The sequence below is a fragment of the Arenimonas sp. GDDSR-1 genome (assembly GCF_025980345.1).
In the GTDB taxonomy this organism is placed as follows: Bacteria; Pseudomonadota; Gammaproteobacteria; order Xanthomonadales; family Xanthomonadaceae; genus Arenimonas.
Window position 1 is genome coordinate 46,136 of sequence record NZ_JAPDUI010000017.1, and the last position, 12,143, is coordinate 58,278.

Genomic DNA, 12,143 nt, shown 5'->3' on the forward strand with positions numbered 1-12,143 from the left:
TTTGGGCTCAGTGCGGGTATGGAACCGCAGCCAGCAGCAGGGCCACCACGTCATCGGCGCTCTTTTGTTCGGCTTCGGCCATGAAGGTCAGCAACAGGCGGTGGCGCAGCACCGGTGCCGCCAATGCGCGGACGTCGTCCTCGGTGACCGCAAAGCGGCCGTGGATGAGTGCACGCGCCTTGGCGCTGAGCACCAGTGCCTGTCCGGCACGCGGACCGGCGCCCCACTTCACCCATTGCCCGATGCCCGGTGTTTCGGACTGCGGCCGGCTGGCACGCACCAGACGGTTGATCCAGGCCAGCATGTCGGCGCTGATGTGGACCTCGCGTACCAGTTTCTGCAGGCCGAGCACGGCCTCGCCGGCCATCACCGTCGGCACCCGCGAAGATCCGCTGCCGGTGGTCTGCATCAGGATGTCGCGCTCTTCGTCTTCGCTGGGATAGTCGACGCGGATATGCAGCAGGAATCGGTCGAGCTGCGCTTCCGGCAGCGGATAGGTGCCGGCCTGCTCCAGCGGATTCTGCGTTGCCAGAACGAAAAACGGTTCCGGCAGGGCATGCGTGACGCCGGCATAACTGACGGTATGTTCCTGCATGGCCTCCAGCAGGGCGGCCTGGGTCTTCGGCGGCGTGCGGTTGAGCTCGTCGGCCAGCAGCAGGTTGGTGAACACCGGACCGGGCTGGAATTTGAAGTGGCGTTTGCCGGTACCGTGGTCCTCTTCCAGGATTTCGGTCCCGAGGATATCGCTCGGCATCAGATCGGGTGTGAACTGGATGCGCCGGAACGCCAGTGCCAGCGCCTGCCCGAGTGAACGAACCAACAGGGTCTTGCCCAGGCCCGGAACGCCCTCGAGCAGACAGTGACCGCCGGCCAGCAAACCGATCAACAGTTGTTCGACCACCGCATCCTGGCCGACGATGGCCTTGGCAATGGCGGCGCGCAGCGCGCCGAGCTGGTCGAGGGTGGCTTGGATATCGGCTTCGGTACTGGTCATGGCGGGCTTTTCCGGTTGGGGTTTCATGGCATCAGGCATTGAGGGCGTACATCACGATATTGACCGCGAACTTGGTATTGTCTTCGGCCAGAAAGCGCTTGTTGCGCCAATCGTAATCCCACTCGCAGCCGTAATCTTTGTTGCTGTAAAGCAGACCGAGGCGGCCATCGAATTCGATGCCCTTGAGGTAATCGTGCACGATGTCGTCACCCCATCCGTTCAATTCGAAACCGGTGGTCGGCGGCTCGCTGAAGCGGAAAAAACTCGAATACAGCGGGTGGGTATTGGGAATCTTGCGCAGCGCCTTCGGCCCGAAAATGGAGGTCATCTGCGCCTCGAAGGACTTGGCGAACAGGCCGTCGATGTCATGGTTGCAGTCATCGACGAAAATGAAGCCGCCGCTGCGCAGATAGGCCTCGAAGTTGCGGCGCTCGGCCGGACTGAACTGCACCAGTTTGTGTCCGGCCAGATAGCAGAACGGGGCCAGACGCATTTTCGGATCCGACAGGGCGATCACGTGTTCTTTCGGATCGACGCGCAGACTGGTGTAATCGATCAGCGAGGTGATGATGTTGGACGGCATGCGCGCATCCACATCCCAGTCTCCGGATTCGTACATCAGCCGGGTGAAGCGGAAATCGTATTCAGGGCCTGCGGCGGCCATGCGCGGCAGTGCGGCCATCGCCGCACCGCCGAACATCAAACGCAGGAAGTCGGCACGGTCCATGCCGGCTCCCGGGACATCACACGGCGTCCGACAGCGAGGTGAAGGTGAAGTCGCGGATCTTCATCGGCGGAATCATCATCACGAACGGGGATTCGTCGTCACCGAGGCGGATCGGTTTGCCGAGTTCTTCGATGTTGTTGAGCATGATCACCGGCGACTCGTTGAAACGGAAATTCTTGATCGGGTACTTGATCTCGCCGTTCTCGATGTAGAAGGTTCCGTCGCGGGTCAGACCGGTCAGCAGCACGGTCTGCGGGTCGACCATGCGGATGTACCAGGTGCGGGTGACCAGAATGCCTTTGGCCGTGCCCTTGACCAGATCCATGGTGGACTTGGTGCCGCCGGCCATGATCAGGTTGCCGGGCGAACCCTTGGCTTCCTTGCCCTTGAGCTTGGCCCAATAGCGGGAATATTCAAGATAGGACACCTTGCCCTTGTCGATGATGGTCATCTTCTCGCGCGGCAGGCCCTCGCCATCCCAGGGCATCACCGGCACATCCGGATTCCAGGGGTCGCTGGTCAGGGTCACGCGCGGATCGAAGACCTGCTCGCCGAGCTTGTTGCCGCCGCCCTTTTTGGTCAGGAAGCTGCGGCCTTCATCGGCCTGGCGGGCATCGAAGCCGTTCATCATGAAGGAAATCAGACCGGCGGAAGCGGCCGGCTCGAGAATGACGGTGTATTTGCCCGGCTCCAGCGCTTTCGCGCCGCGCGAACCCTTGGCCTTCTGGATGGCGGTCTGGATTTCACGCGAAGCTTTGAAGTCCTCCAGACTGCCGGCATTGCGGGCGACCCAGCCGGAACCGGTACCGTCATCGGTGCGCACGGTGCAGGTGTAATCCAGGCCGGTCGACTGCTGGTAGGCGAAATTGCCGTTGCTGTTGGCCGAAGCGAAGAAACCGACGCTGTCGGACAGGAAACCGGCGGCGATCAGCCCGTCGTTCTTGCACGGATTGATGGAATCGGCGGCGACCTGGGCGCGGTACTCCGGGGTGATCGCGGCGATGCCGGCATTGTAGGTCGGCGTCGGTTTATAGGTCTGCTTGCCGATGGCCGGAACGAATTCCTCGTTTTCCGGCGCCAGCCGTGCCAGCTCCTCGGCACGTCGGACCACGCGGGCCAGCGATTCGTCGTCGAATTCATTGATGGTGGCGACGCCGACGCGCTTGCCGAAAGCGACCTGCACCGCCAGTTCGGCATTGGTGACGATGCCGCTGGTGGACACGTTGTTCAGCGCGAAGCGGATGTTGCCGTTGATGCCGCCGCCGAGGGTGGCGGTGCATTCGTCGGCCTTGCTCAGCGCGATGACCTTGTCGAGGATCGCTTTGGCCTGTTGTTCCGTATACATGCTCATGGATGCTTGCTCCTGTAGTGAGGTCGGTTAGCCCAGGGACCGGGCCGTGCTGATGACGTTGATGCCGTCGAAGCGCGCGGTGCTGGAACCGTGCGAGACCGCGGAAACCTGGCCGGGCTGGCCCTTGCCGTCGAAGAACGAACCGCCGAAACGGTAATCGCGCTCGTCGCAGACGGCCGAACAGGCGTTCCAGAATTCCGGAGTGCGGATCTGGTAGGCGACGTCCTCGACCATGCCTTTGATCTTGCCGTTTTCGATTTCGTAGAACAGCTGGCCGCCGAACTGGGCGTTGTAGCGCTGCTGGTCGATCGAGAACGAGCCGTCGCCGATGATGTAGATGCCCTTCTCGACATCCTTGATCATGTCGGCCACCGACAGCGGGGACTTGCCCGGTGCCAGCGAAACGTTGGCCATGCGCTGGAACTGCACGCTCGACCAGGAGTCGGCGTAGCAGCAGCCGTGCGATTCGGTTTCACCGATGATGTGGGCCTGGTCGCGGATGGCCTGGTAATTGACCAGCGTACCGTCCTTGATCAGATCCCAGCGCTTGGTCTTGACGCCTTCGTCGTCGAAACCGACGGCGCCGAGGGTGTTCGGCTGGACTTTGTCGGCGAAGATGGTGACCTTGTCGCTGCCGTATTTGAATTTGTCCTTCAGCTTGTCGAGCGTGGCGAAGCTGGTGCCGGCGTAGTTGGCTTCGTAGCCGAGCACGCGGTCGAGTTCGAGCGGATGGCCGACCGATTCATGGATGGTCAGCCAGGTATGGGTCGGATCCAGCACCAGATCGTATTTGCCCGGCTTGACCGACGGCGCTTTCAGTTTCTGCTGCGCCTGCTTGGCGGCGGCGACGGCGTCTTCCTTCATGTCGAAGCGGTCGTTGTAGACCATCAGGCCATTGGGCAGTTCGATGTGGCGGTCGCCGTCGAGGTACTCATAGCCCATGCCCATCGGCGAGGACATGCTGTCGCGGCTGCGGAACTTGCCGGTGGCTTTGTCGATGGCGGTGACAGTGAAGGTCGGCCAGATCCGGTGCACGTCCTGGTCGATGTAGGATCCGTCGGTGGAGGCGAAATACTTCTGCTCGTTGACCAGGAACAGCATCGAGTTGACGAAGTTGGCGCCGGCGGCCATGGCCGCGCTGTTGGCGGAAAGCAGCAGGTCGACCTTGTCCTTGACCGGCACTTCCATGGCGTTTTTCCTGATCGGCGTGGCCCAGGATACTTCGCCGACGCCCTTGACCGGGGCCAGCTGCACCGGCTTGGTCTGTGATTTGGAGTTGGCCTTGGCGATGGCGACCGCCTGCTGCGCGGCCTTGGCCACGCCGGCGTTGCTGAGATCGCTGGTGGCGGCGAAGCCCCAGGTGCCATTGGCGATGACCCGGATGCCGGCACCGATGGACTCGGTGTTGACCACATTCTGCACCTTGTCTTCGCGGGTAATCACGAACTGGCGCATGTAGCGCCCGATGCGGACGTCGCAGTAGCTGGCGCCGGCGCCGGTCGCGGCGTTCAGGGCGATGTCGGCCAGCACCTTCTTGCGCGCCGGATCCATTTTGGTCAGCAGTGCCTCGGCCGCCACGGCATTGCCGAAGCCGGGAATCATGAAGCCGCTCAGGCCGAGGCCCGATGCCGCCAAGAAATGTCGTCTATCCATCGCAGTGCTCCTGGGTTGAATGGGGGTGCGTCCCGCCGGCAGGCGGTTGGCGAATCCCCATCATAGTGAAGGCCGTGCGGCAATGGCATAGCCCATAAGTCATGCCGGCGGGATTCATCCCAGCGACCGCGCGGTGTTGATGATGTTGATGCCGTCGAAACGGGTGGTGGCGGCGCCGTGCGAGACCGCGGACACCTGGGACGGCTGGCCCTTGCCATCGAAGAACGAGCCGCCATGGCGGAAGTCGCTCTCGTCGCAGATGGCGGTGCAGGCATTCCAGAATTCCGGGGTACGGATCTGATAGGCCACATCTTCGATCATGCCGGTGATCTTGCCGTTCTCGATTTCGTAGAACAGCTGGCCGCCGAACTGGGCGTTGTAGCGTTGCTGGTCGATTGAGAACGAGCCGCGGCCGAGGATGTAGATGCCCTTTTCGACGTTTTTGATCATGTCCGCGGGCTGCAGGGGCTTTTTGCCCGGCGCCAGCGAAACGTTGGCCATGCGCTGGAACTGCACATCGGCCCAGCTCTGGGCGTAGCAGCAACCCTGCGATTCGGTCTCGCCGATGATGTGGGCCTGATCGCGGATAGCCTGGTAATTGACCAAAATGCCGTCCTTGACCAGATCCCAGCGCTTGGTGCGCACGCCTTCATCATCGTAGGCGACGGCGCCGAGCGTGCCCGGTGCGGTCTTGTCGGCGAACAGGGTGACGATGTCGCTGCCGTAGCGGAAGCCCTGCTCGCGCTTGTCGAGCGTGGCGAAGCTGGTGCCGGCGTAGTTGGCTTCGTAGCCGAGCACGCGGTCGAGTTCCAGCGGATGGCCGACGTTTTCATGGATGGTCAGGAACAGATTGCTCGGGTCCAGCACCAGATCGTATTTGCCCGGTTTGACCGAGGGCGCCTTGAGCTTCTGTACGGCGTGCTTGGCCGCCTGCACGGCGTCCTCGAGCATGTCGTAGCGGTCCTTGTAAGCTGTCAGCCCGTTGGGTAGTGGGATGCTGCGGCCGCCTTCAAGATATTCGTAACCCATGCCCATCGGCGAAGACAGCGCATTGCGGCTGCGGAATTTGCCGCTGGCCTTGTCGATGGCGGTGACATTGAAGTTCGGCCAGATGCGGTGCACGTCCTGGTCGATGTAGGAGCCGTCGGTCGACGCGAAATATTTCTGTTCGTTGACGATGAACAGCTGCGAGTTGATGAAATTGGCGCCGGCGGCCATGGCCGCGGCATTCACGCCGAGCAGTAGCTCGACCTTGTCCTTTACCGGCACCGCCATGGCATTGCGGCCGATCGGGGTGGCCCAGGACACCTGGCCGACGCCCTTGACCGGCGCCAGACGCACTGGCTCGGTCTGCGCCACGCTGTTGGCTTTGGCGATGGCCACGGCCTGGCGGGCGGCGCGCGCGATGCCGTCGTTGCTCAGATCGCTGCTGGCCGCGAAACCCCAGGTGCCGTTAACGATGACGCGGATGCCGGCACCGGTGGACTCGCTGTTCAGGACGTTCTGGACGCGTTTCTCGCGGGTGGTGATTGATTGCCGCAGGTAGCGCCCGATGCGCACGTCGCAGTAGCTGGCGCCGGCGGCGGTGGCGGCGCCGAGCGCGATATCGGCCAGCACTTTCTTGCGGGCCGGATCCATGGTTTCCAGCAGGGCTTCGGCCGCTACGGCGCGGCCGTATCCGGGAATCATCAGGGCGCCGAGCGATGCGCCCGAGGCTACCAGGAAATCACGTCTGTCCATCACAGCTTCTCCGTCCCGCGGAATGCGTCAACCGATACCCATCATAACTGAAATCGGCGGCGGGACAGAAGTGCTAGAGGCGGTGCTCGTTGAGGATGTCGGAAATCGGCGAGCCGGCCATTTTGGCCAGCTCATCCAGGGATTTCGGGGTTTCGTCAACCAGACTGTTCTGGATGTTCTCGAGCTGGTCGAAAATGCGCTCGAACACATGCACCAGATCAGGATCGAAGTGGGTACCCGAACGTTCCCGGAAGTACACCAGGGTCTCCTCGGCCGACCAAGCCGTCTTGTACGGACGAGCCGAGCGCAACGCGTCGTAAACGTCACAGATTGCGGCGATGCGACCCGACAGCGGAATTTCCTCGCCCTTCAGGCCCTGCGGGTAGCCGTTGCCGTCCCAGTGCTCGTGATGGTATAGCGCGATTTCCGCAGCCAGACGGCTGAGCGGGGTACCCATGCTGTCGCTCATGATGTGATGGCCGATGCGGGCATGATGTTTCATGATTTCACGCTCTTCCGACGTGAACGGTCCGGATTTCTGCAGGATCGCCTCGGGAATGCCGATCTTGCCGATATCGTGCATCGGCATGGCCAACCTCATGTGCTCGCACTGCTCTTCGGTCAGGCCGATGGCGCGCGCCATCAGCGCCGCGTATTCGCCGATGCGCATGACGTGACGCTCGGTTTCGTTTTCCTTGTAGCCTGCGGCACGGGAGAGAATGCCGATGATGCTCTGGTAGCTGCTGCGCAACTGCGCGGTGCGCTCATGCACGGCCTGTTCCAGCTGGTTGCGTTCCAGACGAAGGAAGTGATTTGCCGCGCTCAGTTCCAGATTGTTGCGGACCCGCAGCAGCAGCTCGGGCAGATCCAGCGGTTTGCAGATGTAGTCGTTGGCGCCCAGGGCCAGGCCTTTGCGTCGGTCTTCCGGACGGCTGAGCGCGCTGGCGATGATGATCGGCGCCGCGCTGCGGTCCCGCACTGCCAGCGCCTGCAGGATATCGAACCCGTTCGGCGCCGGCATGTCCAGATCGAGTACCAGAAGATCCCAGGGATTGCTTTGCAGCCAGGCCAGGGATTCCGCGGAATCGCTGAAGGCGCGGATGTTGCGCAGGCCGAATGCGCGCATGCTGGACTCGAGCAGGCGCAGATTGGCGGGCGTATCATCGACCAGAACCACGGTCGCATTTTTCAAATTATCGGGCAGCATCGGTTTATCCTCGGGAGTTCAGTAGAGCGCTGACCAGACGGCGCAGTTCGGCGCTGTCCAGCGGTTTGGCCAGAAAACCCTGGCAATCCAGATCGAGAAGCTGGCCGGCCCCGACCACGCCGCTGAGCACCACGACCTTGAGCGCGCGGGTGCGGACATCGGCACGCAGCGCCTGCAGGAGATCCTTGCCGTTCATCCCGGGCAGATTGATATCGAGTAGCAGCAGCACGGGCGGTGCATCCAGTATACGCGCAAGGGCTTCACGGCCGTCGGCAACGACGTCGATGCATGCCATGTCTTCAAGCGCCATCTTGACCAGGAACTGACTGGCGGGATTGTCTTCGACCAGAACAACGCGCGGCAAGGCCCGGGGCTGCTCAGACGTCAGCGGCGCCGTGGCCGGCACCGGCGGGACGGAACGGTTCAACGGAAGCTCGATCCAGAAACTGCTGCCGATGCCCGGATGGCTGCTGACGCCCATGCGGCCGCCCATCAGCGTGGCGAATTCGCGGCACAGCGACAGGCCGAGTCCGGTACCGAGAATGGCGGTATTCTCGCGGCCCAGTCGCTGGAACGGCTGGAACAGCTGGCCCTGCAGTTCGGCGCCGATGCCCATGCCGGTATCCTCGACGATGATGCGCACATGCTGGCCGGCGATCTGGTAGGTCAGCGTAATCTGGCCTTCGGGCGAGTTGTACTTGATGGCATTCGATATCAGATTGATGATGACCTGACGCAAGCGGCGCGGATCGGCCGGTACGCTGAAGTCTTCAGGCGGTAGATCGAGGTTCAGCGTCAGCCCGGCACGCTCGATTTCAACGCGGACCAGTTCGGCGCAGGCCAGCATGGCTTCGCGCACGATGACCGGCTGAAGTTCAATGGACTGGGGTTCCGATTGGGCACTGGACCACTCCAGAATATCGCCGACCACCTGGTTCAGGTGACTGCTGGCACTGATGATTTCGTCGATGTACTGCGGCTCGTCGTTTCCGCTGCCGGACGGGTGCTGCATGCGGATGAGCTGTGCAAAGCCCTGGATGGCATTGAGCGGCGTACGTAGCTCGTGAGTCATGCTGGAAATGAAGCGCGACTTGGCGACGCTGGCGGCCTGGGCCTCGAGGCTGGCTTCGCGCAGCTCCATTTCGGTATTCTTCAGCGCGTCGATGTCGTGATGGGTGCCGCCGACCAGCAGCGCCTTTCCGGTCTGCGGGTCGCGCTCGAGCACGCGGCCGCGACTGAGCAGCCAGTGGTAGTTGCCGACGGCGTCGGCAAAGCGGTATTCGCTGTAGTAGAAATCCTGCACGCCGTCGACGGCCAGCTGTTTGGCTTCGAAAACGGCCTTCAGATCCTCGGGGTGGCCGTGCGAACGGAATTCCTCCTCGGTGACCGTTTCACCGCTCAGGCCGAAACGCTTGGCGAAGCGGCCGCGCACGGTTACGGTATTGGCGCGCAGATCCTGCTCCCAGACGCTTTCGGTCGTGCCTTCCAGAACCAGTTCGAGGCGCTGCTGCGCCTGCTGCCGTTCGGCTTCACTTTGGCCCAGACGCTGGCCCATGGCCGAGGCATGTCCGGCCATGGCGTCCAGTTCGCTGATTTCGGAACCGGCCCTGGCCGGCTGCCACAGGCCGTTGCCGATCTGGTCGAGCATGCGGGAAACGCCGATGATCGGCTTCTCCAGACGTGCGCTCAGGCTGCGCGAGCGCAGCCACATGTAGGTGAAGAATACTGCATAGAAGAATACGAGTCCGGCGATCAGCAGATAGCCGATCTGGGTGAAGCGTCCGGCCAGCATATTGGTTTGCTGGAAGATATCCTCCTCGGCAACCACGGCCATCAACCGCCAGCCGGTCTGCTCGATGCGCGTCCATGCCACCAGATGCGACTTGCCGCCGAGGGGCAGCGCGATGATGCCGGAAGCATTGGCCTGCATGGCCCGTGCCAGCTTCTGGGTGTCCTTGCGTTTGCCGAGATTGAAATCAGAGGGTTTGTACCTTTCCTTGCTGATGGCTTCGTCATAGGTGAAATCGGTCAGCTCGGTCAGGCCGAAATCGGCTTCGCCGGCTTCGGGCAGTGCCATGATGTTCAGCTCGTCACTGACCAGCACGGCATAGCCATTCCAAGGCACCTTGAGGTTGCTGATTTCCGTCAGAATGTTGCCGACCGTGACATCCAGCCCGACCACGCCTTCCAGAAAGTCGGCGCGGTACACGGGCGCGATGGCGGACATCATCCAGCCCTGTCCGGCCGGATCGACATAGACATCGGTCCAGACTACGCCGCGTTTCGGGTTGTGTTTGGCATCGGCCAGATAGTAGAAGTTGTAGTCCGGAATCGGCATGTTGTGGTCATACTGTTCCGGCGTCAGGAACCAGGGATAGATGTAGTTCAGACTGTCCCAGCTGTTGAAGTAAATCGCCGACACCAGCGGATTCTCGGCTTTGATCTGGCGCATCAGGCCATCGACGTGTTCGAGCTTGGCGAGCTTGACCAGGTCATGGCCGCTCTTTTTCCAGAGCGCGGCCGAATAGAACACCGCGGGGCGGCCGTCGTCCTTCGGGCTGTAGTGCACGCCGGTATCGGTCAAAGCCAGATTCGAGGTCAACGGCACGGTTTTGGGGTCACGCAGCGCGCTGCCCACTTCATTGGCATACATGCGTGTAAGCGCGCCGATTGCCGACAGCTGCTGGTCGATGACGCGCGATTCCTGGCTGGCCACCGCGCGCAGGTCGTTGCGCGCGTTCTCCCGCAGATACTCGATCTGGGCATCACGGATGGCGCTGTTGCTGAGCAGGTAGACGGCAATCAGGACCGTCTCCACCAGCAGCAGCGGAATCAGCGCACTTTGCATGAAGGCGCGCCACATCCAGGTGCGCAGCTGCACCGTAGGGTTTTGTTTCATCGGTTTCAAGGCGTTATCGGCATAATCGGCGGTATTCGAGCATACCGAGTTGACTGGGCACTGCCAATGCCGGCACCGGCAAAAAAAGAGGCCACGCAGGGCGTGGCCTTTAAAAGTGTGATGGAATGAACACACCTGGGATCGGCGGAGCAGAGAGAGGGAGGGCGCTCCGCACATCAGGTAAATCCATATTATTTTAATAATACAAGTATTGGTATTAATATTTTTAATAGTGATTATGTGTATTTTTAATTTAATCAACCACATATCGCGCAGCACATCGGCCTCAGGACCTCGCCAAGCCCTGATGAGCCCGCGCGCGCACGGGGTTTGGGTCTGCCGACTCCGCCGAGATGTCGGAAATCCGTCCACCACAGTTGAATTGTAAATTTATTGTGAAATCGAAAGAATCCCGGACCAAGGCCAACCCATATATCGGTTATTTGCGCGGAACCGGCACGGCCTTCCACACCAAGCCATCGCCTTTTGATTTCCTGTCCGCTACCAGCGCAGGGATTACAATGAAAGCCTGTACAGGCCAATGAGAACTCCATGAGCGCGCTGCCACCCTGCCCCAAATGCCAATCCGAATACACCTACGGCGACGGGGACAACTATGTCTGCCCGGAATGCGCCCACGAATGGCCGCAATCGGCCGCCGCGGAAACGCCCGATGCCGCAAAAACCGTCAAGGATGCGGTCGGCAACATCCTGCAGGACGGCGATACGGTGACGGTGATCAAGGACCTGAAAGTCAAAGGCAGCTCGTCCTCGGTCAAAGTCGGCACCAAGGTCAAGAATATCCGTTTGGTCGACGGCGATCACGACATCGACTGCAAGATCGACGGCTTCGGTGCCATGCAGCTGAAATCGGAATTCGTACGCAAAGCTTGAAAGTGGCACATGTGGCCGTAATCATTTTCAATCGACGGCGAATAATCTGACGTTCCGCATCCGAGCCATTTGCCGTTGCTGCGCCTTCACATTACGCTTTCGGCTTTTCATGTACCGTGAAGCCTTTCCTAAATAAGTGAATGACCCATGCGCCTTTTCATGCTCGCCTGTATTTTGCTGTTGAGTGCTTGCAGCGCCAAAACACCGGAGCACGTCAAACCGGTGTCCAACTTCGATGGCCCGCGCTACCTGGGCACCTGGTATGAAATCGCACGCATCGACAGCCGTTTTGAAAAAGGTTTGAGCCGGGTCACCGCCACCTATACCGCGCGCGACGATGGCGGCATCACCGTGGTGAACCGCGGTTTCGAAGCCGCCAGCGGGCAATGGAAGGAATCGGTCGGCAAGGCGTATTTCGTCGACGGCAAGGACAAAGGCCACCTGAAGGTCTCGTTCTTCGGCCCGTTCTACGGGGCCTACGTGGTGTTCGAGCTGGAACGCGAAGGCTACCAATACGCCTTGATCAGCGGACCGGACACCTCGTATTTCTGGCTGCTGTCGCGCACGCCGACGATGGATGAAAAACTACGCCGTGAATTGATCGACAAGGCGGTGGCCAAAGGCTTCCGCCGTGAAGACATCCTTCTGGTCGATCAAACCGCGGCGCCCTGATTGCAC

At 61.3% G+C, this 12,143-nt stretch carries 9 protein-coding genes; 2 read left to right on the top strand and 7 right to left on the bottom strand.

The window, feature by feature from the left end; translation table 11 throughout:
- Positions 1–7 precede the first annotated feature (7 nt).
- From Q0W88_RS04550 to Q0W88_RS04580, 7 genes are all read right to left on the bottom strand, one after another.
- Positions 8–994, bottom strand: coding sequence for a MoxR family ATPase (locus tag Q0W88_RS04550; RefSeq protein ID WP_297800521.1), 987 nt, complete (start codon positions 992–994; stop codon positions 8–10).
- A gap of 31 nt (positions 995–1,025) precedes the next feature.
- The gene (locus Q0W88_RS04555) at positions 1,026–1,721 is read right to left on the bottom strand and encodes a DUF4159 domain-containing protein (RefSeq protein WP_297800523.1); all 696 of its coding nucleotides are present in this window, start codon (positions 1,719–1,721) and stop codon (positions 1,026–1,028) included.
- A 16-nt stretch (positions 1,722–1,737) separates the two neighbouring features.
- Positions 1,738–3,072, bottom strand: a complete 1,335-nt coding sequence (locus tag Q0W88_RS04560; RefSeq protein ID WP_297800525.1) for a TldD/PmbA family protein — start codon at positions 3,070–3,072, stop codon at positions 1,738–1,740.
- 27 nt (positions 3,073–3,099) lie between these two features.
- Complete coding sequence (locus Q0W88_RS04565; protein ID WP_297800527.1) at positions 3,100–4,725, bottom strand: TldD/PmbA family protein; 1,626 nt, start codon at positions 4,723–4,725, stop codon at positions 3,100–3,102.
- A 114-nt stretch (positions 4,726–4,839) separates the two neighbouring features.
- A complete protein-coding gene (locus Q0W88_RS04570; protein WP_297800529.1) occupies positions 4,840–6,465 on the bottom strand; it encodes a TldD/PmbA family protein in 1,626 nt (541 codons plus the stop codon).
- A 73-nt stretch (positions 6,466–6,538) separates the two neighbouring features.
- Positions 6,539–7,672, bottom strand: a complete 1,134-nt coding sequence (locus Q0W88_RS04575) for an HD domain-containing phosphohydrolase (RefSeq protein WP_297800531.1) — start codon at positions 7,670–7,672, stop codon at positions 6,539–6,541.
- A gap of 4 nt (positions 7,673–7,676) precedes the next feature.
- Positions 7,677–10,571: an ATP-binding protein gene (locus tag Q0W88_RS04580; RefSeq protein ID WP_297800532.1), complete on the bottom strand. Its 2,895-nt coding sequence runs from the start codon at positions 10,569–10,571 to the stop codon at positions 7,677–7,679.
- Positions 10,572–11,123: 552 nt separating this feature from the next.
- Here Q0W88_RS04580 and Q0W88_RS04585 point away from each other — a divergent pair.
- A complete protein-coding gene (locus Q0W88_RS04585) occupies positions 11,124–11,465 on the top strand; it encodes a zinc ribbon domain-containing protein YjdM (RefSeq protein WP_297800534.1) in 342 nt (113 codons plus the stop codon).
- A gap of 147 nt (positions 11,466–11,612) precedes the next feature.
- Complete coding sequence (locus Q0W88_RS04590) at positions 11,613–12,137, top strand: lipocalin family protein (protein WP_297800537.1); 525 nt, start codon at positions 11,613–11,615, stop codon at positions 12,135–12,137.
- The last annotated feature ends 6 nt before the right edge of the window (positions 12,138–12,143 follow it).

What these genes read in the sequence shown, in the direction of transcription:
- Q0W88_RS04550 (WP_297800521.1), bottom strand. Translation starts at nt 994, where the DNA reads ATGACCAGTACCGAAGCCGATATCCAAGCCACCCTCGACCAGCTCGGC.
- Q0W88_RS04555 (WP_297800523.1), bottom strand. Translation starts at nt 1,721, where the DNA reads ATGGACCGTGCCGACTTCCTGCGTTTGATGTTCGGCGGTGCGGCGATG.
- Q0W88_RS04560 (WP_297800525.1), bottom strand. Translation starts at nt 3,072, where the DNA reads ATGAGCATGTATACGGAACAACAGGCCAAAGCGATCCTCGACAAGGTC.
- Q0W88_RS04565 (WP_297800527.1), bottom strand. Translation starts at nt 4,725, where the DNA reads ATGGATAGACGACATTTCTTGGCGGCATCGGGCCTCGGCCTGAGCGGC.
- Q0W88_RS04570 (WP_297800529.1), bottom strand. Translation starts at nt 6,465, where the DNA reads ATGGACAGACGTGATTTCCTGGTAGCCTCGGGCGCATCGCTCGGCGCC.
- Q0W88_RS04575 (WP_297800531.1), bottom strand. Translation starts at nt 7,672, where the DNA reads ATGCTGCCCGATAATTTGAAAAATGCGACCGTGGTTCTGGTCGATGAT.
- Q0W88_RS04580 (WP_297800532.1), bottom strand. Translation starts at nt 10,571, where the DNA reads ATGAAACAAAACCCTACGGTGCAGCTGCGCACCTGGATGTGGCGCGCC.
- Q0W88_RS04585 (WP_297800534.1), top strand. Translation starts at nt 11,124, where the DNA reads ATGAGCGCGCTGCCACCCTGCCCCAAATGCCAATCCGAATACACCTAC.
- Q0W88_RS04590 (WP_297800537.1), top strand. Translation starts at nt 11,613, where the DNA reads ATGCGCCTTTTCATGCTCGCCTGTATTTTGCTGTTGAGTGCTTGCAGC.